The sequence below is a fragment of the Pseudomonas sp. FP2309 genome, assembly GCF_030687575.1.
Classification (GTDB): domain Bacteria; phylum Pseudomonadota; class Gammaproteobacteria; order Pseudomonadales; family Pseudomonadaceae; genus Aquipseudomonas.
Genome location: NZ_CP117439.1, coordinates 1,069,828 through 1,095,196, shown reverse-complemented (window position 1 = coordinate 1,095,196; position 25,369 = coordinate 1,069,828). Strand labels below are relative to the sequence as shown.

Here is a 25,369-nt window from a genome sequence, read left to right as displayed (position 1 = left end):
AACCCCGCGTTTATGTAGCCGTATGACAGACGCACTACGCCGCGCCCGATTCTTGCATTACACTGGCCGGCGTATATTCCTTAACCAATTAATGAGATCACCGTGCTCAAAGCACTCAAGAAGATGTTCGGCAAAAGCGAGGCTGAGCCGCTCGCGCCTGTTCCCAGTGCTCCTGTCCCCTCCTCCGGCAGCCGCAACGACGGCCAACAGCCAGGCCGCACTGCATCTGCCGCCGCCCAGCCGAAGACGCCGACGGTGACACCGCCCGAACAGGCAAAACCTGACGCTCAAGCCGCTCCCAAGCCTCGCCGGGAACGCGCGCCAAAGCCGCCGGTGATCCCGTGGAAACTCGAAGACTTCGTCGTCGAGCCCCAGGAAGGCAAAACCCGCTTCCATGATTTCAAACTGGCCCCGGAACTGATGCATGCCATCCAGGACCTGGGGTTCCCGTACTGCACGCCGATCCAGGCGCAAGTATTGGGCTTCACCCTCGCCGGTAAAGACGCCATCGGTCGCGCCCAGACCGGCACCGGCAAGACGGCTGCGTTCCTGATCTCGATCATCACCCAACTGTTGCAGACACCGCCGCCGAAAGAGCGCTACATGGGTGAACCGCGCGCGCTGATCATCGCCCCCACCCGCGAGCTGGTGGTGCAGATCGCCAAGGACGCCGCCGACCTGACCAAGTACACCGGCCTTAACGTGATGACGTTCGTCGGCGGCATGGACTTCGACAAACAGCTCAAGCACCTCGAAGCCCGCCATTGCGACATTCTGGTAGCCACCCCCGGCCGCCTGCTGGACTTCAACCAGCGCGGCGACGTGCACCTGGACATGGTCGAAGTGATGGTGCTGGACGAAGCCGACCGCATGCTCGACATGGGCTTTATCCCACAAGTGCGCCAGATCATTCGCCAGACCCCGCCAAAGGCCGAGCGTCAGACCCTGCTGTTCTCCGCGACCTTCACCGAAGACGTGATGAACCTCGCCAAGCAGTGGACCACCGACCCGTCCATCGTCGAGATCGAGGCGCTGAACGTCGCCAGCGAAAACGTCGAACAGCACATCTATGCGGTGGCCGGTGCCGACAAGTACAAGCTGCTCTACAACCTGGTCAACGACAACGGTTGGGAGCGCGTGATGGTGTTCGCCAACCGCAAGGACGAAGTGCGCCGCATCGAAGAGCGCCTGGTGCGCGATGGCGTCAACGCCGCGCAACTGTCCGGCGATGTGCCGCAGCACAAGCGCATCAAGACGCTGGAAGGTTTCCGCGAAGGCAAGATCCGCGTACTGGTGGCCACCGACGTCGCCGGGCGCGGGATTCACATCGATGGCATCAGCCACGTGATCAACTTCACCCTGCCGGAAGTGCCGGACGATTACGTGCACCGTATCGGCCGGACCGGCCGTGCCGGCGCTGCGGGTGTGTCGATCAGCTTTGCGGGGGAGGATGACTCGTATCAGCTGCCGTCGATCGAGGCACTGCTGGGCCGCAAGATCAGCTGCGAGACGCCGCCGACGCATCTGTTGCGGGCTGTGGAGCGCAAGCGGCCTTAAGGTTTGCACTGCTGTCACCATGAGGGAGGGGCGTGCCCCCCCTCATTTGATTTCCCTGCCGGCTATTTCCAGCGATCCGCCGCGGCGTGATCACTGCTGCGCCCTTCCACCCAACGCGAACCTTCAGGCGTGTTCTCTTTCTTCCAGAACGGTGCCCGCGTCTTCAAATAGTCCATCACAAACGCACACGCATCGAATGCAGCCTGGCGATGGGCACTGGCGGCCGCGACGAACACAATCGGCTCGCCCGGTTCCAGCGCACCGATACGATGCAGCACCTCAAGCTTGAGCAACGGCCAGCGCTGCTCGGCTTCCACGGCAATCCTGGCCAGGGCTTTTTCGGTCATGCCGGGGTAATGCTCCAGGAACATCGCTGACACATCACGACCGTCATTGAAGTCGCGCACATACCCGACAAAACTCACCACCGCGCCCACGCCCACGTTTGCCGCATGCATCGCGTTGACTTCGGCACCCGGATCGAACGCCGCCACCTGCACACGAATAGCCATGCTCAGCCTCCGGTCACGGGCGGAAAGAATGCGACCTCGTCGCCAGCCTGCAGTGGCTCGTCGAGGTTGCACAGCTCCTGGTTGCGGGCGCACATCAGGCTGTCCTCATTGAGCACCTTGAAAGCGGGATCGGCAGCCAATGCCAGACGCACCGCGTCGACATTCGCGAAGTCGCCTTCCATCTCCAGCGAATCAAAGCCCACCGCTTCGCTGTAGCGCGCAAAAAACAGTACGTTGATGCTCATTGTTCATCCGCCTTGAAATGCCCGCTCTTGCCGCCGAGCTTCTCCAGCAGGCGAATGGTTTCGATGGTCATGCCGCGATCCACCGCCTTGCACATGTCATAGATAGTCAGTGCCGCGACGCTGGCCGCGGTCAATGCCTCCATCTCCACACCGGTCTGCCCGGACAGCTTGCAGCGCGCCACGATGCGCACAGAGTCTGCACCCTCGGCACTGAGTTCGACCTTGACGCCCGTCAACATCAACGGGTGACACAGAGGGATAAGGTCACTGGTTTTCTTCGCGGCCTGGATCCCGGCGATGCGGGCCACGGCAAATACGTCACCCTTGGGATGGGCGCCGTCGACAATCATTTGCAGGGTTTCGGGCAACATGCGCACCCGCGCTTCAGCCACCGCCTCACGGAACGTCACGGACTTGTCGGTGACGTCGACCATATGGGCGCGACCTTGGGAATCGAGATGAGTCAGCACAGAGCCTCCTTGAGGCAGCAAAAAAGCTACAAGCTGCAAGCGGCAAGTGAAAAGCTCACTGGACCCACGTGCAACTTGTAGCTTAAAGCTTGCGACTCAGAGATGCGACTCTGCGTATTCGGCCAGAATCGAGCGCGGTACCCCTTGCAGCGCGATGTGCACGCCGTTCGGGAAGTCTTTGAAGCGTTCCGTCAGGTACGTCAGCCCGGAGCTGGTCGCGGACAGGTAGGGGGTGTCGATCTGCGCCAGGTTGCCCAAGCACACCACTTTGGAACCGGCGCCGGCACGGGTGATGATGGTTTTCATCTGGTGCGGCGTCAGGTTCTGACATTCATCGATCAAAATCAGGCTCTGCTGGAAGCTGCGACCTCGGATGTAGTTGAGGGATTTGAACTGCAACGGCACTTTGCTGAGGATGTAGTCGACGCTGCCATGGGTGTTTTCGTCATCCATGTGCAAGGCTTCGAGGTTGTCGGTGATCGCCCCCAGCCACGGTTCCATTTTTTCCGCTTCGGTGCCGGGCAGAAAACCGATTTCCTGGTCCAGGCCCTGCACACTGCGGGTGGCGATGATGCGGCGATAGCGCTTGGTCACCATGGTCTGTTCGATCGCGGCGGCCAGGGCGAGGATGGTTTTCCCCGAGCCTGCGGCACCGGTGAGGTTGACCAGGTGGATATCCGGATCGAGCAGCGCATACAGCGCCAGGCTCTGATAAATGTCGCGCGGTTTCAGGCCCCAGGCTTCCTGGTGCAACAGGGGTTCCTGATGCAGGTCGAGGATCAGCAGCTTGTCGACCTGGATCTCTTTGATCCAGCCCACGAAGCCCTGCTCGTCGACGATGAATTCATTGATATGCACGGCCGGCAGGTTGTCGATCAGTTGTACCTGGTGCCAGGTGCGGCCGTGATCCTGACGGGTTTCGACCTTGCTCACGCGGTCCCAGAACGAGCCGGTCATCATGTGATAACCACGGGACAGCATCGACACGTCATCGACCAGTTGGTCGGTGCTGTAGTCCTCGGCCGCGATCCCACAGGCTCGGGCCTTGAGGCGCATATTGATGTCTTTGGTCACCAGCACCACACGCAGGTCCTTGTCGCGCGCATGCAGGTCGATCAATTGGTTGATGATTTTGTTGTCGTTGAGGTTTTCCGGCAGCAGGCTGTTGGGCTCGCTGCGCTTGCTCATCAAAATCGACAGCAAGCCCTTGGGTCCGCTCTTACCGCGCTGGATCGGCACGCCGACTTCAACATCCTCGGGTGACGCTTCACCCAATGTCTTGTCGATCAACCGGATGGCCTGGCGGCATTCGGCGGCAACGCTGTGATGCCCGCTTTTGAGTTTGTCGAGTTCCTCCAGCACGATCATCGGGATGGCGACGTGGTGTTCTTCGAAATTGAGCAGAGCGTTTGGATCGTGGATCAATACGTTGGTATCGAGCACATAAAGGATTGGCTGGTCGGAAGAAGGGGTGCGTCCATGGTCATCCATACTCGGTCACCTTTTGTGGGAGCCAGTCGACGCAATACCACGACAGTGCTGCGCCTCGATTCGACCACCGAATACACCTGAGGGACGTCAAGTGCATTGCCCACCTGAGGAGTCTGGGAAGACGCCACCTGTGTTGCAGGTTTCGGCGATCTGACTTCGTAATACCGCAAAACCCATGACAGGAAAAAGCACTTTGACGCTTTTTTGAAGTTTATTTTTCAGGATGACGAATAGCACTAGCCGCGTGCCATGCACCTCGTTAAAGTCGGAAGTCCGCCTGCATCGAAATGTTGCAAAAAATCGCCCCAGAAATGCCCTAGACCCAACAGGGCCGGGCACTTCATCTTTTTAACGAAATGCGTCCCGGCAGTCCTGCCAACCGAGCCCACTTTGCGCCGTTGCCTGCAGCAACAGCGGCAATGCCACCCGCGCCTTGTCCTGGGTGTCGTGAAACACAATCACCCCTTTGCGCCACAGCAGCATCAACGTCAGCACTCGCTGCGCCGACTCATCGGCCTTGAGCTTGCCCGGTTCATCCTGGGAATCGATGTCCCACAACGCCACCTGCAAACCCTGGGACTGGAAAAACCCCTGGCTGTCAGCGCGTCGCTGGCCATAAGGCGGACGGAACAGCGGCACGTAGTTTTCCGGCATCAGGTTTTGCACCAGCGCCGCACTACGGGTGATCGAACTCTGCCAATCCACCCAATGGCTGTGGGAGCGGTACTGCCAGCCCTGGGTGCCGACGCACTGGCCTTGGTACAACGCCTCCACGTCGGCGGCGGAACTGCGCTCCACGCGGGTCTGCAGGCTGCTGCCGAGGGCAAAGAACGTGGCGTTCATCTTCTGCTTGCGCAGGTAGTCGGCGAGCCAGTCGGTATTACCGCTGACCGGTGCCGGGCCGCCGTCGAAGGTCAGCAGGAACAGACGGTCGTTGAACTCATCGCCATTGCGCTCGTGATCGCCAAAGCGCGCGACTTCGCTGCTGATCTGCGGGAACAGCGCGGCCTTGCGCAGCAGCTCGTCCAGGTAACGCTCATGGAAGGCATGGCTGGGGGCGGCCCAGCCTATATAGAAAGAGTCTTCGCTGACCTGGAACTTACCGACCTCCTCACGCAGGTCGTCCATGTTTTCCACCAGGTAACAGAACGAGGCATCGACCTCGCAGCTCTGCTGGGCGAAGGTGTAATTTTCCAGCAGGCGCTGCCAGAGCTGGCGGCGCAGGTCGTCGATGGCGGCCCGGTTGATGATCTTCAAGCCCAGGCGCTGCTTGAGCGCCGCGTCATCCAAGGCTTCGCTGGCCAGCAGGCTGTGGCCGAACATGAGGATTTCCGCCCGTGAGGCCACATCGAACAGCGCCGGGGTGCTGAGCTTTTCAGGCCAGGTGGCGCGGTCGAGGCTGGCGACATCCACCGGCGCCGCGTGCGCGCCCAGGCTTAACAGACACGCGGACAACAACAGCGCTATTCGCACGCAGGGTCTCCCTTTCCAGAGTCGTTCGGCACTATAACGGATCGCGCCTATCACCATCATAGGTGGAGTCAAAACGCCCTACCCCCTAGAATCGCGCACACGCTACACGCCACGATTCCAGGAGCCAACTTCATGCTGACGGTGATTTCCCCCGCCAAGACCCTCGATTTCGAGACCCCGCCCGCGACCCGGCGCTTCACCCAGCCGCAATACCTCGACCACTCCCAAGAGTTGATCGAGCAATTGCGCGAGCTGAGCCCGGCGCAAATCAGCGAGCTGATGCACGTGTCCGACAAGATCGGCGGCCTCAATGCCGCGCGCTTCGGCAGTTGGACCCCGGCCTTTACTCCGGAAAATGCCAAGCAGGCGCTGCTCGCCTTCAAGGGTGACGTGTACACCGGGCTCAATGCGCAAACCTTCAGCGATGCCGACTTCAGCTACGCCCAGGACCACCTGCGCATGCTGTCGGGCCTGTACGGCCTGCTGCGCCCCCTGGACCTGATGATGGCGTACCGTCTGGAAATGGGCACCAAGCTGGCCAACGCCCGTGGCAAGGACTTGTACGCCTTCTGGGGCACCCGCATCAGCGAGTGGCTCAACCAAGCACTGGCCGAGCAAGGCGATGACGTGCTGCTCAACCTGGCCTCCAACGAGTACTTCTCGGCGGTCAAGCGCACGGCGCTGAAGGCGCGGATCATCAACACCGAGTTCAAAGACCTGAAGAACGGCCAGTACAAGATCATCAGTTTCTACGCCAAAAAGGCCCGCGGCATGATGAGCCGCTTCGTGATCGAAGAACGCATAAACGATCCAGCCAAGCTCAAACAGTTCGATGTGCAGGGCTACCGCTTCAATGCGGAGCAATCGAAGCCGGACAACCTGGTGTTTTTGCGCGACCACGCACCGGAATAAGGCCGTACCGGCCTTTTTTCAGACCATTGACATCCAAATGTGGGAGCGGGCTTGCCCGATAGCGGTATTTCAGTCACGGCTATAACGGCTGATGCGCGGCCATTGAGGGCAAGCCTCCTCGCACATTTTTGGCGGATTTTCACGCTCCGAAATGTCATTTATTTGGCGTCAAAAAATATCTTGCCGCACACCTAACAATTGTTTCACTCGACATTCGTCATTTTTTTTCGTAGTGGCACTACTTTTTTTCATGAGTAGTGGCACAAAACTATCCCCGCGCGCCAACTACCTGCAACTACTGGCCCAAATAGCAAGTGCTATCAATATAGTACTAGTGCCATCTTTGACGATATTTCAAAAAATTTCGGGGAACAGGATGAGCGGCCAGGAACTTCACTCCAAAGCGCCGCTCATACCACCGGTAACGAAATTCTCTGTTCCTGTAAGAGATGACTTACATAGCGACCCAAGGAAGTAGCGAAGTTGCCCCATCAACTTTGACTCACGGGTCACATCATCAACTGATATGAGTTGAGGGCGGCGATAAGGATTAGTTGCTATGCCCTATAAGGCCAAGGCAGCGCTTACCCAAATGTGTCGGTGCCAATGCTTAAGAGGTTGATAACAAAGGGCTAACCGCCCCTGTCAACGCTCCACGGCGCCGGCGTCAGACCCTTCCCCCCGGAAGGCTGGCTGCATTTGAGGGCAAGCCCCAATAACAAGGCCATGTTGCGCACAACTTGAGTGCAATAGTTAGTCACTCGCTATTTAACATGCCTGTACGCGGTAAGTCGGCGTCTATTCGCCCAACTTCTGCGGCATCAGTGACGCTTGCAAACATGAACTCCGGCCATCTATTGGCAGAATTAACACCGTCTTTAATGACAATGAGGTAAATGCGATGCGCATCAGCATATTTGGTTTGGGTTACGTTGGCGCAGTATGCGCCGGTTGCCTGTCTGCACGTGGCCACGACGTGGTCGGCGTAGATATTTCCAAGGAAAAGATCGACCTGATCAACGCCGGCAAATCGCCGATCGTTGAACCGGGTCTGGGCGAACTGTTGAGCCAGGGTATCGAGACTGGTCGTCTGCGCGGCACTACCAACTTCGCCGAAGCCATCCGCGATACCGACCTGTCGATGATTTGCGTCGGCACGCCGAGCAAGAAAAACGGCGATCTGGAACTCAACTACATCGAAGCGGTATGCCGCGAGATCGGTTTTGTCCTGCGTGACAAGAGCACTCGTCACACCATCGTTGTGCGCAGCACCGTATTGCCGGGCACCGTCGCCAACGTGGTGATCCCAATCCTCGAAGACTGCTCCGGCAAGAAAGCCGGCGTCGACTTCGGCGTTGCGGTCAACCCGGAATTCCTGCGTGAATCCACCGCGATCGCTGACTACGACCTGCCGCCGATGACCGTGATCGGCGAGTTCGACAAAGCGTCCGGCGACGTCCTGCAATCGCTGTACGAAGAACTCGACGCACCGATCATCCGTAAGGACATCGCCGTTGCCGAAATGATCAAGTACACCTGCAACGTGTGGCACGCCACCAAAGTGACCTTCGCCAATGAGATCGGCAACATCGCCAAGGCGGTCGGCGTCGATGGTCGTGAAGTGATGGACGTGGTCTGCCAGGACAAGACCCTTAACCTGTCGCAGTACTACATGCGCCCAGGCTTCGCGTTCGGCGGCTCGTGCCTGCCTAAAGACGTGCGTGCCCTGACCTACCGCGCCAGCTCCCTGGACGTGGAAGCGCCGCTGCTCAACTCGCTGATGCGCAGCAACGAGTCCCAGGTGCAGAACGCCTTCGACATCGTGTCCAGCCACGACAAACGCAAAGTCGCCCTGCTGGGCCTGAGCTTCAAGGCCGGCACCGATGACCTGCGCGAAAGCCCGCTGGTCGAACTGGCGGAAATGCTGATCGGCAAGGGCTTCGACCTGAGCATCTACGACAGCAACGTCGAATACGCCCGTGTCCACGGCGCAAACAAGGACTACATCGAAGGCAAGATCCCGCATGTGTCGTCCCTGCTCAACTCGGACTTCGATGACGTGATCAACAACTCCGACGTGATCATCCTCGGTAACCGTGACGAGAAATTCCGCGCCCTGGCGCAGAACGCTCCGGACGGCAAGCAAGTGATCGACCTGGTGGGCTTCATGTCCAAGGCCACCTGCGCGACCGGCCGTACCGAAGGCATTTGTTGGTAACGGAAGAGCAGCGGCAAGTTTCGAGCTTCAAGCTGCAAGTAAAGGCACCTCCACTTGCAGCTTGCGGCTTGCAACCAGCCGCTTTCACCACCTTCGGATGACGCTTATGTCCAAGTTAAAACACGTACTACTGCAATCGGCCGGCTGGCTGTTCTTCCTGAGCCTGCTGATGGGTCTCGCCCTGCTGTTGCCGGCGAGTACGTTCGACTCCGAGTCGAAGAATTTTATTTTCCTGATTGGCGCCGTGGGTATCTGGCGCTACTCGATGGGTGCTACGCATTTCTTTCGCGGCATGCTGTTTTTGTATGTGGTCTACCCGCACCTGCGCCGCAAAGTACGCAAGCTGGGCAAGGCCGCCGACCCGTCCCACGTGTTCCTGATGGTCACCAGCTTCCGCATCGACGCGCTGACCACCGCTCAGGTCTACAGCTCGGTGATCCGCGAAGCCATCGACTGCGGCTTCCCGACCACCGTGGTCTGCTCGCTGGTGGAAATGTCCGATGAGCTGCTGGTCAAGAGCCTCTGGGAAAAGATGAACCCGCCTGAACGCGTGAAGCTGGACTTCGTGCGCATCGCCGGGACCGGCAAGCGCGACGGCCTGGCCTTCGGCTTCCGTGCCATCTCCCGCCACCTGCCGGATGACCGCGCAGTAGTCGCCGTGATCGACGGCGACACCGTGCTCGCCGAGGGCGTGGTGCGCAAGACCGTGCCGTGGTTCCAACTGTTCGGCAACGTCGGTGGCCTGACCACCAACGAGTTCTGCGAAGTACGCGGCGGCTACATCATGAGCGAATGGCACAAGCTGCGTTTCGCCCAGCGCCACATCAACATGTGCTCCATGGCCCTGTCCAAGCGCGTGCTGACCATGACCGGCCGTATGTCGGTGTTCCGCGCCAGCGTCGTCACCGACCCAGGCTTTATCGCCGACGTGGAAAGCGACTCGCTGCAACACTGGCGCCTGGGCCGCTTCAAGTTCCTGACCGGCGACGACAAGTCCAGCTGGTTCAGCCTGATGCGCCTGGGTTACGACACCTTCTACGTGCCGGACGCCGCGATCAACACCGTGGAACACCCGCCGGAAAAGAGCTTTATCAAGGCCAGCCGCAAGCTGATGTTCCGCTGGTACGGCAACAACCTGCGCCAGAACTCACGCGCCCTGGGCCTGGGTGTGCGTCGCCTCGGCGTGTTCACCAGCATCGTGCTGTTCGACCAGCGTGTGTCGATGTGGACCTCCCTGCTCGGCCTGACCGTGGCAATCATCGCCACGTTCAAGTACGGCGGCGCGTTCATCCTCGCGTACCTGCTGTGGATCGGCATCACCCGCCTGATCCTGACCCTGCTGCTGTCGTGCTCCGGTCACAAGATCGGTCCGGCATACCCGGCGATTCTTTATTACAACCAGATCATGGGCGCGCTGGTGAAGATCTACGTGTTCTTCCGCCTTGATCAACAGTCCTGGACCCGCCAGGACACCAAACTGACCCGCGATTTGGCCAGCTTTCAACGTTGGTTCAACACCTGGTCGTCTCGGACCATGACCTTCTCCGCCGGCAGCATCTTCGTTGCCGTGTTGCTGATGATGGTCTGACCCTGCCAAGCCTGAATTAACTAGGAAATCGACACTATGAACAGCCAAGTAAACGCCAACGTTGTCCACGAATCCGAAGCCCAGCGCCAGCATGCCCGGGTCAAAATCCCGGCCAAGCTGCGCTTCTTCAACACCGACCGCACGCAGACCGAAGCACGGGTGATCGACCTGTCCGCCGGTGGCCTGGCGTTCACCGCCACCCAGCCACTGACCGTGGGTGAAGTGCACAAGGGCCGCCTGCAATTTGTGATCGATAACCTGGGGCTGGCGATGGACGTGGAGTTGCAGATCCGCTCCTACGACCGCCAGACCGGCCGCACCGGTTGCCAGTTCCAGAACCTCGACGCCCAGGACATTTCCACCCTGCGCCACCTGATTACTTCGCACCTGTCCGGCGACATCGTGACCATGGGTGACGTGCTGGCCACCCTGCAGCGCGACAACTTCACCAAGGCGCGCAAGGTCAAGGACGGCGGCAGCGGCATGACCCCGTTCGGTCGCCTGCGCGCCGTAGTGTTCAGCGCCGGTATCTTCATCGTCGGCCTGGCGGCGTTCGGGTTTGTCTTCAAGTCGGTGTATGGCATGTACTTCGTCAGCCACGCCCAGGCCGGCCTGGTGAGTGTGCCCGGCATGAACGTAACCATGCCGCGCGATGGCACCGTGCAAAGCCTGCTCAAAGGTGACGCGGTTGCCGCCAAAGGCGCGCCACTGGCCACCTTCAGCACCAGCATGCTCGATGTGCTCAAGGGCCACCTGGACGAAGACCAACTGCAACCGGCCAAGGTTGAAGAACTGTTCGGCAAGCAAATGACCGGCACCCTGACCTCGCCTTGCGACTGCGTCGTGGCTCAGCAACTGGTCGCCGACGGCCAGTACGCCAGCAAGGGCGACGTGATCTTCCAGTTGGTGCCACGCGGCAGCCAGGCCAACGTCGAAGCACGCTTCACCTATCGCCAGTTTGGCGACGTGCGCCCAGGCACTCCGGTGACCTTCCAGGTCGCCGACGAAGAGCAAGTGCGCACCGGCACCATCGTCAGCAGCACCAGCCTGAACAGCGCCGACTTGTCCTCCGACATCCGTGTACAGATCAAGCCTGATGCACCGCTGGACAGCACCTACGCCGGTCGCCCGGTAGAAGTGACCAGCGACCGTGGCCCATCGCTGAACTGGCTGATCGATAAAGCCATGGCTGCAGGTCTTTAATCATGAGCGCCCTTCGAACCCTGCCGGTGCCCCTGGCGCTGGCCATCGCCCTCGCCGGTTGCGCAGGCCTGCCCGACCAACGCCTGGCCAATGAAGCGCTCAAGCGTGGTGACACCGTCACCGCGCAGCAGAATTACCAGCAACTGGCAGAGCTGGGTTACAGCGAGGCCCAGGTGGGCCTGGCCGATATCCAGGTAGGCACCCGTGACCCGGCGCAAATCAAACAGGCTGAAGCCACCTACCGTGCGGCGGCGGACACCTCGCCGCGCGCCCAGGCGCGCCTGGGGCGACTGCTGGTGGCCAAGCCCGGTTCCACCGAAGCCGAACACCATGAAGCCGAAGGCCTGCTGAAAAAAGCCTTTGCCAACGGCGAAGGCAACACCTTGATCCCGCTGGCGATGCTGTACCTGCAATACCCGCACAGCTTCCCCAACGTGAACGCCCAGCAGCAGATCAGCCAGTGGCAGGCCGCCGGTTACCCGGAAGCCGGCCTGGCCCAAGTGCTGCTGTATCGCACCCAGGACACCTATGACCAGCACCTGGCTGATGTCGAGCGCATCTGCAAAGCCGCGCTGAGCACCACCGATATCTGCTACGTCGAGCTGGCAACGGTCTACCAGAAGCAAGCAGCGCCGGAAAAACAGGCCGAACTGCTCAAGCAGATGGAAGCCGGTTACAGCCGTGGCACCGTCACCGCGCAACGCGTCGACAGCGTTGCCCGCGTGCTTGGCGACGCCACCCTCGGCACCCCGGATGAAAAAACCGCCCAGGCTCTGCTGGAAAAAATCGCCCCTGGCTACCCGGCATCCTGGGTCAGCCTGGCGCAACTGCTTTACGACTTCCCCGAACTGGGCGATGTCGACCAGATGATGAAGTACCTGGACAACGGCCGCGCCGCCGATCAGCCACGCGCCGAATTGCTCCTGGGCAAGCTCTACTACGAAGGCAAGTGGGTGCCGGCAGACGCCAAGGCCGCCGAAGCGCACTTCGAAAAAGCCGTGGGCCGTGAAGTGGCCGCCGATTACTACCTCGGCCAGATCTACCGGCGTGGCTACCTGGGCAAGGTCTACCCGCAAAAGGCCCTGGACCATTTGCTGACCGCTGCGCGTAACGGCCAGAACAGCGCCGATTTCGCCATCGCCCAACTGTTTTCCCAAGGCAAGGGCACCAAGCCCGACCCATTGAACGCCTATGTCTTCAGCCAGTTGGCCAAGGCCCAGGACACCCCGGAAGCCAACGACCTGGCCGCCCAGCTCGAAGCGCCGCTGACGCCGGAACAGCGCGCTCAGGGCCAACGCCTGGTGCAACAGGAACTGGCCGCGCGCGGCACCCTGGCCCAGAGCACGTTGCAACTGCACGCCCTGGATGAAGAAGAAGACGGCGAGGAATCCCTATGAAGCTCAATCCATTCGTCAAGGCCGGCATTGGCCTGACCTTCGCCCTGCTGTGGTCGTGTCCGACCCTGGCCGCGCTGACCGAAGCCAAGAACTTCGGCCTGGAAGTCAAAATCACCGGTCAGTCCGAGGACGACCGTGACCTGGGCACGCAAAAAGGCGGTGACGTCAACGGCGTCGGTATCGACCTGCGCCCTTGGATCTACGGCGAAAGCGGCAATTGGAGCGCCTATGCCATGGGCCAGGCGGTCGCCTCCAGCGACATCATCGAGACCGACACCCTTCAGCAGTCGGCCGATGACGAGAACCAGCAGACCAGCAACAGCGACCGCAAGACCAAGAAAAACTACCTGGCGATGCGCGAGTTCTGGGTCGGCTACAGCGGCTTTACGCCGTATCCCGGCGAGATCCTCAAGCTCGGTCGCCAACGTCTGCGCAATGACGACGGCCAGTGGCGCGACACCAATATCGAAGCGCTGAACTGGACGTTCGACACCACGCTGCTCAAGGCCAATGTGGGTGTCGCCGAACGTTTCAGCGAATACCGCACCGACCTCAAGGAACTGTCGCCCAAAGACAAGGACCGCCAGCACCTCTACGCCGACGCCGCCTACCAGTGGACGCCGGGCCAGTGGATCGGCATGCGCGGTCACCACACCCATGACAACGGCAAGCTCGACTACCCGGAACCGGGCGTGGCCACCGACTCCCTGGACAAGCGCGAAAACGGCGACCTGACCTGGCTCGGCCTTGAAGCCAACAGCGACGCCTACAACTGGCGCAACACCAACACCGTCAACTACTGGGCAAGCATCACCGGCATGCGCGGCGACCGCGACACCGTCAACGCGTTGAACGCCGACGGCTCCCGCCCCACCAACGCCAAGCGCAGCGATGACGTGAGTGGCTGGGCCACCGACCTGGGCATCCGCCTGCGTCTGGACCCGCAGTGGCAAGTGGGCGCGGCCTATTCCCGCGCCAGCGCCGAGTACGAGCAGAACGGCCTGCAAAGCAACCGTTCGAACTGGACCGGCACCCAGTCTCGCGTGCACCGCTTCGGTGAAGCGTTCCGCGGCGAGATGAACAACATGCAGTCCATGAGCCTGTTCGGTTCCTGGCAGCTGCGCGAGGACTACGACGCCAGCCTGGTGTACCACAAGTTCTGGCGTGTCGACGGTAACAAGCCGGTGGGCAGCAACGGCATCGATGCGGTGCAGAACAACACCGACGACGTGACCGGCGCGATCGTGTCCAGCACCTCCCTGCCGCTCGAAGACGGCAAGAAAGACCTGGGTCAGGAGATGGACCTGGTGGTCACCAAGTACTTCAAAAAAGGCCTGTTGCCGGCGGCGCTAAGCCAGTCGGTCGACGAACCGTCGGCCCTGGTGCGCTTTCGTGCAGGTGTGTTCAAACCAGGTGATGCCTACGGCAGCCAGGTCGACTCGTACATGCATCGCGCGTTTGTCGACGTGATCTGGAAATTCTGATGGGAGCCTGCGCAATGATTCCTCAACGCTTGCTGGTGACCGCGATGCTGATGGCCAGCGCCACAGCCTTCGCCGATACCGCGCAGCAGGTCAAGGCGCCGACTATCGCCAAAGAACTGCAACAGGCCAAGACCTACACCATTTCCAGCCCGCCGACCGCGCCGCTGGAAATGGCCAAGCCGGCCCTGCCTGACTTGTCGGGCTACACCGCCGCGGCCATCGAGAAAAAGATCGTGCGCGCAAAGCCGGGCAAAATCAGCATCCGCCGCATGATGCAGGAAGACGCCCTCAAGGACTTTATCGGCGGCGATAACAAGATGGCCGAATGGGTGGTGCGCCAGCACGGCATTCCCCAGGCCATCTTCATCGACGACGGCTACATGAACCTCAAGGACCTGCTGGGCAAGGTGCCCAAGCAGTACCTGAGCGAAACCTCGCCGGGCGTGTTCCTGGCCAAGTTGCCGATCGTGGTCGGGCGCAAGGGCATCCTGGAAATCGACAAGAAGACCCAGGAGCTGCGCCTGTCCCAGCAAGCCGGTTCGTTCCTGATCAACGACGGCCAGCTGTTTGTGCGTGACACCCGGATCACCGGCTGGGACGAGAAAGCCAACGGCCCGGCGCTGTTCAAGTCGCCCAAGGAATTCCGTCCATTCCTGCTGGCCTGGGGCGGCACCGAGACTTACATCGCCAACAGCAAGATGGCCAGCTTCGGCTACGCCAACAGTAAGTCGTACGGGGTGAGTATTTCCCAGTACACGCCGAACATGGCCAAGGTGCTCAAGCGCCCGGAACCGACCGGTTGGATCATTGACTCCGAGTTCTCGGACATGTGGTACGGCTTCTACTGCTACGAGACCACCGGCTTTGTGATCAAGGGCAACACCTACAAAGACAACATCGTCTACGGCATCGACCCCCATGACCGGTCCCATGGCCTGATCATTGCGGACAACACCGTCTACGGCACCAAGAAGAAGCACGGCATCATCATTTCCCGCGAAGTGAACGACAGCTTCATCTTCAACAACCGCAGCTACGACAACAAGCTCTCGGGCCTGGTGATCGACCGTAACAGCGTGAACAACCTGATCGCCGACAACGAGATCTACCGCAACCACACCGACGGCATCACGCTCTATGAGAGCGGTGACAACCTGTTGTGGGGCAACAAAGTGATCAGCAACCGTCGCCACGGCATTCGGGTGCGTAACAGCGTGAACATCAAGCTGTACGAGAACACCGCCATGGCCAACGGCCTGACCGGCGTGTACGGCCATATCAAGGATTTGACCGACACCGACCGCGACATCGCCCTCGACCCGTTCGACGCCAAGGTCTCGCTGATCGTGGTCGGCGGCGAGCTGGCGGGTAACGGCAGCGGGCCGCTGTCCATCGATTCGCCGCTGAGCATCGAGCTGTATCGCGTGTCGATGCTTGCGCCGACCAAATCCAGCGGCATCAGCTTCTCCGGCGTGCTCGGCGAGCGTCAGGAAGAAATTCTCGACCTGCTGGTACGCCAGCAGAAAGCCGTGCTGATCGACCCTGTCGAACGCCAGACCGAAATGCAGGACTGAGGATGACCCTTATGCACCCACACATGATCAAACTGCTGAGCCTCTCGGGTCTGACCCTCGGCCTGCTCGCGGCCAGCCAGGGCGTACGCGCTGATGAAGTCGCCGGTAAATTCAAGGCACCGACTTTCACCGCCGAGCCGTGCTGCAGCCTGTGCCCCGCCGCCCACGACGCGAAGAACTACACCACGCGCTACCAGCAGAACTTCACCACCCTGGTGCAAGCCCAGGGCGACTGGCTGTTCCGTACCCAGGAAGACCTGCGCACCGAATTCGACACCTCCCCGGCCGGCTACAAGCGCATGCAACAGTTGCACGATGCGTTCAAGAGCAAGGGCGTGGAACTGGTGGTGGTGTACCAGCCGACCCGTGGCCTGGTGAACCGCAACAAGCTCAACCCGGCGGAAAAAGCCTCGTTCGATTTCGACAAGGCCCTGGGCAACTACAAAACCATGCTCGGCCGTTTCGCCAAGATGGGCTATGTGGTGCCGGACCTGTCGCCACTGACCAACGAACAACTGCCGGATGAACTGCCCGCCCACGATTTCTACTTCCGCGGCGACCAGCACTGGACCCCTTATGGCGCCCAGCGCACCGCGAAAATCGTCGCGGCCAAGGTCAAGCAGATGCCCGAATACGCCGACATTCCCAAGCGCGAATTCGAGACCAAGCGCTCCGGGCGCATGGGCAAGACCGGCACCCTGCACAACATGGCCGGGCAACTGTGCGGCACCAGTTACGCGATCCAGTACATGGACCAGTTCACCACCGAACCCAAGGGCGAAGCCGGCGACGGCGACCTGTTCGGCGACTCGGGCAACCCGCAGATCACCTTGGTGGGCACCAGCCACAGCGGCAAGAACTACAACTTCGCCGGCTTCCTGGAAGAAGAAATCGGTGCCGACATCCTCAACGTCGCCTTCCCCGGCGGTGGTTTGGAAGGCTCGATGCTGCAGTACCTGGGCAGCGATGAATTCCAGAAGAGCCCGCCAAAGATCCTGATCTGGGAGTTCTCGCCGCTGTACCGCCTGGACCAGGAGACCATCTACCGCCAGATGATGTCGCTGCTGGACAACGGCTGCGAAGGCAAAACCGCGCAGATGAGCGCCAGCACCACGCTCAAACCCGGCAAGAACGAATTGATGGTCAACAGCTCGAACAAAGACCTGCGTAATGCCAATCACCAGGTCGATATCCGCTTCGCCGATCCGTCGGTGAAAACCTTGCAAGCCACCCTCTGGTACATGAACGGGCGCCACGAGGACATCAAGATCGAGAAACCCGAAACATCCGATACAGACGGGCGTTTCGCCTTTGAACTGCGCACCGATGAAGACTGGGCCTCGCAGAACCTGCTGGCCGTGGAAGTACAGGGTCCGGAAGCGGGCCAGGCCGCGCAGAAGGTCGAAGCGAAAATTTGCACACGCAACGTATTCCCAAGCGGCGGTCAGAAGACTGCCTCACTCGGGCAATGAGGTTACTTATGCAGAAGTTATGGATTCCATCGTTACTGGGCCTTGCGATCTTCGCAGGCTCCGTCAACGCCGCCGCTCCGCTGCGTCCGCCCCAGGGCTACTTCGCACCGATCGAAGCGTTCAAGACCGGCGACTTCAAGGAAAACTGCGACACCATGCCGACGCCTTACACCGGGCCTCTGCAATTTCGCAGCAAGTACGAAGGCTCCGACAAGGCCCGTTCGACGCTGAATGTGCAGTCGGAAAAAGCCTTCCGCGACAGCACCGCCGACATCACCAAGCTGGAAAAAGACACCAGCAAGCGTGTGATGCAGTTCATGCGCGACGGCCGCCCCGAGCAGCTTGAATGCACACTGAACTGGCTGGTGTCGTGGGCCAAGGCCGATGCATTGATGTCCAAGGACTTCAACCACACCGGCAAGTCCATGCGCAAATGGGCGCTGGGCAGCATGGCCTCGGCCTATGTACGCCTGAAGTTCTCCGACTCGCACCCGCTGGCCAACCACCAGCAGGAATCGCAACTGATCGAAGCCTGGTTCAACAAACTGGCCGACCAAGTGGTGAGCGACTGGGACAACCTGCCCCTGGAAAAAACCAACAACCACTCCTACTGGGCCGCCTGGTCGGTGATGGCGACGTCCATCGCCACCAACCGTCGCGACCTGTTTGATTGGGCGGTCAAGGAATACAAAGTCGGCGTGAACCAGGTCGACGACCAGGGCTTTTTGCCCAACGAATTGAAGCGTCAGCAACGCGCCTTGTCGTACCACAACTACGCCCTGCCGCCGCTGTCGATGATCGCCAGTTTTGCCCTGGTCAACGGTGTGGACCTGCGCCAGGAAAACAACAGCGCGCTCAAGCGCCTGGGCGACAAGGTGCTGGCCGGGGTGAAAGACCCGGAAATCTTCGAACAGAAGAACGGCAAGGAGCAGGACATGAAGGACCTCAAGGAGGACATGAAATATGCCTGGCTTGAGCCGTTCTGCACCCTCTACACCTGCGCCCCGGATGTGATCGAGCGCAAGCACGGGATGCAGCCGTTCAAGACCTTCCGCCTGGGGGGTGACCTGACCAAGGTCTACGACCCGGCGCACGAAAAAGGCAACAAAGGCAGCTGATACACAGCTGATCGTTCCCACGCTCCGCGTGGGAACGCAGCCAGGGGCGCTCCGCGTCCCAAAAGCGGACGCAGAGCGTCCAGTGAGGCATTCCCACGCAGAGCGTGGGAACGATCACATCACAACCTCCCTCGCATTCGTGGGGGGTTTGGGGGGGCCGTTGGCCCTTGACTGTTGGTTAAACATGGAGAGATCGGGATGGTTTTCTCGTCCAACGTGTTCCTGTTTTTGTTCTTGCCGATCTTTCTCGGCTTGTACTACTTAAGCGGGCAACGCTATCGCAATCTGCTGCTGCTGATTGCCAGCTATGTGTTCTACGCCTGGTGGCGAGTGGACTTCCTGGCGCTGTTCGCAGCCGTCACGCTGTGGAACTACTGGATCGGTCTCAAGGTTGGCGCAGCCGGCGTGCGCACCAAGCCTGCCCAACGCTGGCTGCTGCTGGGCGTGGCAGTCGACCTGTGCATCCTCGGCTATTTCAAGTACGCCAACTTTGGCGTCGACAGCATCAACGTGATGATGAAGTCGGCAGGCCTTGAGCCGTTCATCCTCACCCACGTGCTGTTGCCGATTGGCATCTCGTTCTACATCTTCGAGTCCATCAGCTACATCATCGACGTGTACCGTGGCGACACCCCGGCTACGCGCAACCTGATCGACTTTGCAGCGTTCGTGGCGATTTTCCCGCACTTGATTGCCGGTCCGGTGTTGCGTTTTCGCGACCTGGCCGACCAGTTCAACAACCGCACCCACACCCTGGACAAGTTCTCCGAGGGCTGCACGCGGTTCATGCAGGGTTTCATCAAAAAGGTTTTCATTGCCGACACCCTCGCGGTGGTGGCCGACCATTGCTTTGCCCTGCAAAACCCCACCACCGGCGATGCCTGGCTGGGTGCGCTGGCCTACACCGCGCAGTTGTACTTCGACTTCTCCGGCTACAGCGATATGGCCATCGGCCTGGGCTTGATGATGGGTTTCCGTTTCATGGAAAACTTCAAGCAGCCGTACATCAGCCAGTCGATCACCGAGTTCTGGCGCCGCTGGCACATCAGCCTGTCCACCTGGCTGCGTGACTACCTGTACATCACCCTGGGCGGCAACCGTAAAGGCACGCTGACCACCTACCGCAACCTGTTCCTGACCATGCTGCTGGGCGGCCTGTGGCACGGTGCGAACATCACCTACATCGTGTGGGGCGCCTGGCACGGTATGTGGCTGGCGATTGAAAAAGCCATTGGCCTGAACACCGCGCCACGCAGCTTCAACGTGTTGCGCTGGGCCTTCACCTTCCTGCTGGTGGTGATGGGCTGGGTGATCTTCCGCGCCGAAAACCTGCACGTGGCCGGGCGTATGTACGGTGCGATGTTCAGCTTTGGCGAGTGGTCGCTGTCGGAACTCAACCGCGCCAATCTCACCGGCCTGCAAGTGGCAACCCTGGTGGTGGCCTACGCAACGCTGGCGTTCTTCGGCCTGCGCGACTTCTACACCAACCGCCCTGCCGAGAAGACCAAGCCGGCCGACCCGAGCCTGATCAAAGCGGTACCGGGCGACAACCCCGGCAGCATCCACCAACCAGGCTTCACCGTTGGTCAGGAAGCCGCCGTTCAACCGGCCTACTGGACCGCTGACTGGCCACGCTACGCCATGCGCGCCGCCGTGCTGCTGCTGTTCGTGGCGTCGATTCTCAAACTGTCGGCGCAGAGTTTCTCGCCGTTCCTTTACTTCCAATTCTGAGGGAGCCGACCATGACCCGTTCATTACGCGTCCTCTATATCAGCCTGTTCATGGTGCTGCTGCTGGCCCTGGGCGCCTGGTCGCTGCGCAGTTTCTTTGGCTTCAGCACCAACGCCGATGCGACCGTGCTCAACGGTCGCTGGGCCAAGGCCGTGGAAACGCACTACGACGATGAGTTCCCGATCAAGCGCCTGGGCACCAACCTGTGGGCGGCGCTGGACTACAAGCTGTTCAATGAAGGTCGCCCTGGCGTCGTGCTGGGCCGTGATCACTGGTTGTACAGCGACGAGGAATTCAACCCCGCCGTCAACGAAGACCAGAACCTGCAAGGCAACTACGCGCTGGTCGAAGGTGTGCGCCAGAAGCTCAAGGCACAAGGCATTCAGTTGGTGATGGCCATCGTGCCGGCCAAAGTGCGCCTGTACCCGGAGCACCTGGGTGAGGTGAAACCGGCGAGCATCCACGCCAACCTGTACCAGGACTTCCACGCCCGTGTGGCGGCAGACCGCATCCCTGCCCCCGACCTGCTCGGCCCGCTGCAACAGGCCAAGCTCGCCGGCAAGCAAGTGTTCCTGCGCACCGACACCCACTGGACCCCGGACGGTGCGGAAATCGCCGCCAAGCAATTGGCCAAAGCGATTGCCGAAAAGACGCCCCTGAGCGGCGAGCCACAGCGCTTTGTCACCGAGGCGGAAAAAACCGAGCCGCACAAAGGCGACCTGCGTCTGTTCCTGCCCTTGGACCCGCTGTTCGAAAACCTGATGCCGCCCAAAGAGCCGCTGCAAAAGCGCGTCACGCACCTGGCCGAAACCAAAGGCGACGATGCGCTGTTCAGCGACAGCGAAACCCCGGTGGCTCTGGTCGGTACCAGCTACAGCGCCAACCCTAACTGGAACTTCGTCGGCGCCCTCAAGCAAGCCCTGGGCAGTGACGTGATCAGCTACGCCGAAGACGGCCATGGCCCGATCCTGCCAATGCTCAGCTACCTCAAAAGCGACGACTTCAAGAACAACCCGCCACAAGTGCTGATCTGGGAATTTCCTGAACGTTATCTGCCCGTAAACAACGAAATCGGTGACGCCGACCCCGCGTGGGTTGCGCAGCTTAAACAAGCCGGTTCGCGCCAACAAAACATGGCTATCAACACCCCTGCTTTTAAAAATCAGAAATCCGAGACGCCCGACCGGGCGCAAAACTGAAAGAGAGGTAACTCACATGACTTTCACTACAACTCCTCGTCGTCTCGCCAAGACTCTGGCCATCGCTGCCGGCCTGAGCGTCGTATCGATGTCAGCCTTCGCCGGTGGTGATGCCGCCCTGTACGGCCCTGTCGCGCCAAAAGGTTCGAGCTTCGTGCGCATCTATAACGCCAGCAACCAGGAAGTCAGCGCCACCGTCGGCAACACCAACCTCAGCGAGGTTGCGCCCCTGGCCAGCAGCGACTTCAGCTTTATGCCGGGCGGCGACTACAGCGCCAAGGTCGGCAGCCAGACCGTACCGGTCAAACTCGCCGCCGACCACTACTACACCCTGGTCAACAGCGGCAGCGGTCAGCCGCAACTGATCGAAGAACCGCCGTTCAAGAACAAACAGAAATCCCTGGTACGCGTGCAGAACCTCAGCGACAAAGCCCTGACCCTCAAGACCGCCGACGGCAAGACCGACGTGGTCAAGTCGGTGGCCGCCAAGGGCCGTGGCGAACGTGAGATCAACCCGGTGAAAGTGAGCCTGGCGTTGTATGACGGTGACAAGAAAGTCGGCGATGTGAAGCCGGTTGCGTTGGAACGTGGCGAAGCGGCGGTGCTGTATGTCACGGGCTCCGGTTCGAGCCTGTCGCCAGTCTGGGTAAAACGCCCAGTGTCGACCCGCTGATCGCGCGAGTAATGAGCGACAAGCTTCAAGCTGCACCCCAAGCGCTGTTACTTGCAGCGTGTGGCTTGCAGCTTCCAACTATCTTTTAAGGAGAAACACTCATGATTCCAGTCATCCTTTCCGGTGGTAGCGGCTCACGTCTTTGGCCGCTTTCGCGCAAACAGTTCCCCAAGCAATTCCTGGCCCTGACCGGTGAGCACACGCTGTTCCAGCAAACCCTGGAGCGCTTGGTATTCGAAGGCATGGACAGCCCGATCGTGGTCTGCAACAAGGATCACCGCTTCATCGTCAACGAGCAGTTGAGCGCGCGTAAGCTCGAATGCCAACGCATCCTGATGGAGCCGTTCGGCCGCAACACCGCACCGGCCGTGGCCCTGACCGCGATGATGCTGGTCAACGAAGGCCGCGACGAGCTGATGCTGGTACTGCCTGCCGACCACGTGATCGACGACCAAAAAGCCCTGCAACGCGCGTTGGCCCTGGCCACCGTGGCTGCCGAACGTGGCGAGATGGTGTTGTTCGGTGTACCGGCAACCCGTCCGGAAACCGGTTATGGCTACATCAAGTCCACCAACGATTCGCTGCTGCCTGAAGGCGTGAGCCGCGTGCAGCAGTTCGTGGAAAAGCCCGATGAAAAACGCGCCGTCGAGTTCGTCAAAAGCGGTGGCTATTTCTGGAACAGCGGCATGTTCCTGTTCCGTGCCAGCCGCTTCCTCGAAGAGCTGAAAAAGCACGATCCGGACATCTACGACACCTGCGTGCTGACCCTGGAACGCAGCGAGCAGACGGCTGACACCGTGTCCTTCGACGACGCCACGTTCGCCTGCTGCCCGGACAACTCCATCGACTACGCCGTGATGGAAAAAACCCAACGTGCCTGCGTCGTACCGCTGAGCGCCGGTTGGAGCGACGTGGGTTGCTGGGCGTCGCTGTGGGCCGTCAACGATAAAGACGCCAACGGCAACGTGAGCAAAGGCGACGTGGTGATCCAGGACAGCCGCAACTGCATGGTGCATGGCAACGGCAAACTGGTCTCGGTGATCGGCCTGGACAACATTGTGGTGGTGGAAACCAAAGACGCGATGATGATTGCCCACAAGGACAAGGTTCAGGGCGTCAAGCAGATGGTCAACACCCTCAACGAACAGGGCCGCAGCGAAACCCAGAACCACTGTGAAGTCTATCGTCCGTGGGGTTCCTACGACTCGGTGGACATGGGCGGGCGCTTCCAGGTCAAGCACATCTCGGTCAAGCCGGGCGCGTGCCTGTCCCTGCAAATGCACCACCACCGCGCCGAACACTGGATCGTGGTCAGCGGCACCGCCGAAGTCACCTGTGACGAGAACGTGTTCCTGCTCACCGAGAACCAGTCCACCTACATCCCGATCGCCTCGGTGCACCGCCTGCGCAACCCAGGCAAGATCCCGCTGGAGATCATCGAAGTGCAATCGGGCAGCTACCTGGGCGAAGACGATATCGAGCGTTTTGAAGATATCTACGGTCGCTCCACGCCGGTTGAACGTGGCGTGTCGGTGAAAACTATCGCGCAGTAAAACAGTCGTACAAAAAGCCCTCACCCAGCCCACTGCGTCCCCTATCCGCAGTGGGTTGGGTGGGGGCTGATCGTTCCCGCGCTCTGCGTGGGAATGCCGCCCGGGACGCTTTGCGTCCCGATTCACGTCCTGTGCATGGGTGACGCGGAGCGTCACGGGATGCATTCCCACGCGGAGCGTGGGAACGATCGACATATCTACGGTCGCTCCACGCCGGTTGAACGTGACGTGTCGGTGAAAACTATCGCGCAGTAAAACAGTCGTACAAAAAGCCCTCACCCAGCCCACTGCGTCCCCTATCCGCAGTGGGTCGGGTAGGGGCTGATCGTTCCCACGCTCTGCGTGGGAATGCCGCCCGGGACGCTCTGCGTCCCGATTCACGTCCTGTGCATGGGTGACGCGGAGCGTCACGGGATGCATTCCCACGCGGAGCGTGGGAACGATCGACATATCTACGGTCGCTCCACGCCGGTTGAACGTGGCGTGTCGGTGAAAACTATCGCGCAGTAAAACAGTCGTACAAAAAGCCCTCACCCAGCCCACTGCGTCCCCTATCCGCAGTGGGTTGGGTAGGGGCTGATCGTTCCCGCGCTCTGCGTGGGAATGCCGCCCGGGACGCTCCGCGTCCCGATTCACGTCCTGTGCCTGGGTGACGCGGAGCGTCACGGGATGCATTCCCACGCGGAGCGTGGGAACGATCGACATATCTACGGTCGCTCCACGCCGGTTGAACGTGGCGTGTCGGTGAAAACTATCGGGCAGCCCACTGCGTCCCCTATCCGCAGTGGGTTGGGTAGGGGCTGATCGTTCCCACGCTCTGCGTGGGAATGCCGCCTGGGACGCTCCGCGTCCCGATTCACGTCCTGTGCACTGGTGACGCGGAGCGTCACGGGATGCATTCCCACGCGGAGCGTGGGAACGATCGTGGTGCAACCGTCATCATTGACCCCTGCCCCCATCCTGCCTATCCTCGCGCCTGTCACGACTTATTCGTGATGAGGTTTGACGGCCTCGGACACTCATAGGACCAAGCACAGCGTTATGGCGACTGTGCGTGGGGCGCTTTCGAGCGCGCCGGGTTCCTATGACCGGTCCGTCAACCTGCGTACAGTTGCCACCCATTCGTTTGACGGCGATGCGTGGCAGCTCCGATTTCCATAGGAGTTTCACCATGTCCAAACAAACCACCCGCCCCACCACGTTCGGCCGCTGCGACCGCAGTGAAGAAAATCTGTTTGCCGTACAACCCGACATCCCCATCGAACATGCGCTGGTACATGCCAGTTATGTACTGGGCACAGCCCGAGTGCTCACCCTGGCGGCTCAAGACCTGTGCACCGAACACCTGAGCTACCTGAACTGGGCCAGCCTGCAATTGGCCGAAACCGGGTTGGCGTTGGTTGAGGCATCCATTGAAGGCTTGCAGGCAGGTGCTTGTGCTCAATAAGTAAGTCTTCGCGAGCAAGCCCCCTTCCACATTTGGCCCGGGTATAGCCATG

At 60.5% G+C, this 25,369-nt stretch carries 20 protein-coding genes; 15 read left to right on the top strand and 5 right to left on the bottom strand.

Features of this window, described 5'->3' with window-relative positions:
* Window positions 1-96 precede the first annotated feature (96 nt).
* Complete coding sequence (gene rhlB, locus PSH59_RS04890) at window positions 97-1,557, top strand: ATP-dependent RNA helicase RhlB (RefSeq protein WP_248076021.1); 1,461 nt, start codon at window positions 97-99, stop codon at window positions 1,555-1,557.
* Window positions 1,558-1,619: 62 nt separating this feature from the next.
* On the opposite strand, the gene moaE is transcribed toward rhlB, so the two are convergent.
* The 5 genes from moaE to PSH59_RS04865 form a co-directional block, all read right to left on the bottom strand.
* Entirely contained in the window at window positions 1,620-2,069 is a 450-nt protein-coding gene (moaE, locus tag PSH59_RS04885) for a molybdopterin synthase catalytic subunit MoaE (protein WP_305394428.1), read from the bottom strand.
* Between the two features lie 2 nt (window positions 2,070-2,071).
* Window positions 2,072-2,314 carry a MoaD/ThiS family protein gene (locus PSH59_RS04880; RefSeq protein ID WP_248075462.1) on the bottom strand — a complete coding sequence of 81 codons (243 nt, stop codon included), beginning with the start codon at window positions 2,312-2,314 and terminating at the stop codon, window positions 2,072-2,074.
* Window positions 2,311-2,784 carry a cyclic pyranopterin monophosphate synthase MoaC gene (gene moaC / locus PSH59_RS04875; protein ID WP_248075460.1) on the bottom strand — a complete coding sequence of 158 codons (474 nt, stop codon included), beginning with the start codon at window positions 2,782-2,784 and terminating at the stop codon, window positions 2,311-2,313. The genes PSH59_RS04880 and moaC overlap by 4 nt, the downstream gene beginning before the upstream one ends.
* 96 nt (window positions 2,785-2,880) lie before the next feature.
* Window positions 2,881-4,275 (bottom strand): PhoH family protein, encoded by a 1,395-nt coding sequence (locus PSH59_RS04870; protein WP_032877681.1) that lies wholly within the window; start codon window positions 4,273-4,275, stop codon window positions 2,881-2,883.
* 348 nt (window positions 4,276-4,623) lie between these two features.
* Entirely contained in the window at window positions 4,624-5,748 is a 1,125-nt protein-coding gene (locus tag PSH59_RS04865; RefSeq protein ID WP_305394427.1) for a polysaccharide deacetylase family protein, read from the bottom strand.
* Between the two features lie 132 nt (window positions 5,749-5,880).
* Here PSH59_RS04865 and yaaA point away from each other — a divergent pair, with 132 nt between their 5' ends.
* The 14 genes from yaaA (at window position 5,881) to PSH59_RS04795 (ending at window position 25,317) form a co-directional block, all read left to right on the top strand.
* Window positions 5,881-6,660 carry a peroxide stress protein YaaA gene (gene yaaA / locus PSH59_RS04860; RefSeq protein WP_305394426.1) on the top strand — a complete coding sequence of 260 codons (780 nt, stop codon included), beginning with the start codon at window positions 5,881-5,883 and terminating at the stop codon, window positions 6,658-6,660.
* A gap of 901 nt (window positions 6,661-7,561) precedes the next feature.
* Window positions 7,562-8,878 carry a nucleotide sugar dehydrogenase gene (locus tag PSH59_RS04855; RefSeq protein WP_248075454.1) on the top strand — a complete coding sequence of 439 codons (1,317 nt, stop codon included), beginning with the start codon at window positions 7,562-7,564 and terminating at the stop codon, window positions 8,876-8,878.
* A gap of 106 nt (window positions 8,879-8,984) precedes the next feature.
* On the top strand, window positions 8,985-10,466 hold the full coding sequence (alg8, locus tag PSH59_RS04850) for a glycosyltransferase family 2 protein (protein WP_248075452.1): 1,482 nt from the start codon (window positions 8,985-8,987) through the stop codon (window positions 10,464-10,466).
* 36 nt (window positions 10,467-10,502) lie between these two features.
* Window positions 10,503-11,669, top strand: a complete 1,167-nt coding sequence (locus PSH59_RS04845; protein WP_248075450.1) for an alginate biosynthesis protein Alg44 — start codon at window positions 10,503-10,505, stop codon at window positions 11,667-11,669.
* A 2-nt stretch (window positions 11,670-11,671) separates the two neighbouring features.
* The gene (gene algK, locus PSH59_RS04840) at window positions 11,672-13,066 is read left to right on the top strand and encodes an alginate biosynthesis TPR repeat lipoprotein AlgK (protein WP_305394425.1); all 1,395 of its coding nucleotides are present in this window, start codon (window positions 11,672-11,674) and stop codon (window positions 13,064-13,066) included.
* The gene (locus tag PSH59_RS04835; protein WP_305394424.1) at window positions 13,063-14,550 is read left to right on the top strand and encodes an alginate export family protein; all 1,488 of its coding nucleotides are present in this window, start codon (window positions 13,063-13,065) and stop codon (window positions 14,548-14,550) included. Before algK ends, PSH59_RS04835 begins: the two co-directional genes overlap by 4 nt.
* The gene (gene algG, locus PSH59_RS04830; protein WP_248075444.1) at window positions 14,550-16,124 is read left to right on the top strand and encodes a mannuronan 5-epimerase AlgG; all 1,575 of its coding nucleotides are present in this window, start codon (window positions 14,550-14,552) and stop codon (window positions 16,122-16,124) included. The genes PSH59_RS04835 and algG overlap by 1 nt, the downstream gene beginning before the upstream one ends.
* An 11-nt stretch (window positions 16,125-16,135) precedes the next feature.
* Complete coding sequence (locus PSH59_RS04825; RefSeq protein WP_248075443.1) at window positions 16,136-17,596, top strand: alginate O-acetyltransferase; 1,461 nt, start codon at window positions 16,136-16,138, stop codon at window positions 17,594-17,596.
* Window positions 17,597-17,604: 8 nt separating this feature from the next.
* On the top strand, window positions 17,605-18,714 hold the full coding sequence (locus PSH59_RS04820; protein WP_248075441.1) for a mannuronate-specific alginate lyase: 1,110 nt from the start codon (window positions 17,605-17,607) through the stop codon (window positions 18,712-18,714).
* 198 nt (window positions 18,715-18,912) lie between these two features.
* A complete protein-coding gene (locus PSH59_RS04815) occupies window positions 18,913-20,445 on the top strand; it encodes an MBOAT family protein (RefSeq protein WP_305394423.1) in 1,533 nt (510 codons plus the stop codon).
* An 11-nt stretch (window positions 20,446-20,456) separates the two neighbouring features.
* On the top strand, window positions 20,457-21,644 hold the full coding sequence (locus tag PSH59_RS04810) for an alginate O-acetyltransferase (protein WP_305394422.1): 1,188 nt from the start codon (window positions 20,457-20,459) through the stop codon (window positions 21,642-21,644).
* Window positions 21,645-21,660: 16 nt separating this feature from the next.
* Window positions 21,661-22,317, top strand: a complete 657-nt coding sequence (locus PSH59_RS04805) for an alginate O-acetyltransferase AlgF (RefSeq protein ID WP_305394421.1) — start codon at window positions 21,661-21,663, stop codon at window positions 22,315-22,317.
* Between the two features lie 101 nt (window positions 22,318-22,418).
* Entirely contained in the window at window positions 22,419-23,870 is a 1,452-nt protein-coding gene (locus tag PSH59_RS04800) for a mannose-1-phosphate guanylyltransferase/mannose-6-phosphate isomerase (protein WP_248075433.1), read from the top strand.
* Between the two features lie 1,171 nt (window positions 23,871-25,041).
* Window positions 25,042-25,317 (top strand): DUF3077 domain-containing protein, encoded by a 276-nt coding sequence (locus PSH59_RS04795; RefSeq protein ID WP_305394420.1) that lies wholly within the window; start codon window positions 25,042-25,044, stop codon window positions 25,315-25,317.
* Window positions 25,318-25,369: the final 52 nt, after the last annotated feature.

What these genes read in the sequence shown, in the direction of transcription:
- PSH59_RS04795 (WP_305394420.1), top strand. Translation starts at nt 25,042, where the DNA reads ATGTCCAAACAAACCACCCGCCCCACCACGTTCGGCCGCTGCGACCGC.
- alg8 (WP_248075452.1), top strand. Translation starts at nt 8,985, where the DNA reads ATGTCCAAGTTAAAACACGTACTACTGCAATCGGCCGGCTGGCTGTTC.
- PSH59_RS04805 (WP_305394421.1), top strand. Translation starts at nt 21,661, where the DNA reads ATGACTTTCACTACAACTCCTCGTCGTCTCGCCAAGACTCTGGCCATC.
- PSH59_RS04870 (WP_032877681.1), bottom strand. Translation starts at nt 4,275, where the DNA reads ATGGATGACCATGGACGCACCCCTTCTTCCGACCAGCCAATCCTTTAT.
- PSH59_RS04880 (WP_248075462.1), bottom strand. Translation starts at nt 2,314, where the DNA reads ATGAGCATCAACGTACTGTTTTTTGCGCGCTACAGCGAAGCGGTGGGC.
- algK (WP_305394425.1), top strand. Translation starts at nt 11,672, where the DNA reads ATGAGCGCCCTTCGAACCCTGCCGGTGCCCCTGGCGCTGGCCATCGCC.
- PSH59_RS04835 (WP_305394424.1), top strand. Translation starts at nt 13,063, where the DNA reads ATGAAGCTCAATCCATTCGTCAAGGCCGGCATTGGCCTGACCTTCGCC.
- PSH59_RS04800 (WP_248075433.1), top strand. Translation starts at nt 22,419, where the DNA reads ATGATTCCAGTCATCCTTTCCGGTGGTAGCGGCTCACGTCTTTGGCCG.
- PSH59_RS04825 (WP_248075443.1), top strand. Translation starts at nt 16,136, where the DNA reads ATGCACCCACACATGATCAAACTGCTGAGCCTCTCGGGTCTGACCCTC.
- PSH59_RS04855 (WP_248075454.1), top strand. Translation starts at nt 7,562, where the DNA reads ATGCGCATCAGCATATTTGGTTTGGGTTACGTTGGCGCAGTATGCGCC.
- yaaA (WP_305394426.1), top strand. Translation starts at nt 5,881, where the DNA reads ATGCTGACGGTGATTTCCCCCGCCAAGACCCTCGATTTCGAGACCCCG.
- PSH59_RS04810 (WP_305394422.1), top strand. Translation starts at nt 20,457, where the DNA reads ATGACCCGTTCATTACGCGTCCTCTATATCAGCCTGTTCATGGTGCTG.
- algG (WP_248075444.1), top strand. Translation starts at nt 14,550, where the DNA reads ATGGGAGCCTGCGCAATGATTCCTCAACGCTTGCTGGTGACCGCGATG.
- PSH59_RS04820 (WP_248075441.1), top strand. Translation starts at nt 17,605, where the DNA reads ATGCAGAAGTTATGGATTCCATCGTTACTGGGCCTTGCGATCTTCGCA.
- PSH59_RS04815 (WP_305394423.1), top strand. Translation starts at nt 18,913, where the DNA reads ATGGTTTTCTCGTCCAACGTGTTCCTGTTTTTGTTCTTGCCGATCTTT.
- moaE (WP_305394428.1), bottom strand. Translation starts at nt 2,069, where the DNA reads ATGGCTATTCGTGTGCAGGTGGCGGCGTTCGATCCGGGTGCCGAAGTC.
- PSH59_RS04845 (WP_248075450.1), top strand. Translation starts at nt 10,503, where the DNA reads ATGAACAGCCAAGTAAACGCCAACGTTGTCCACGAATCCGAAGCCCAG.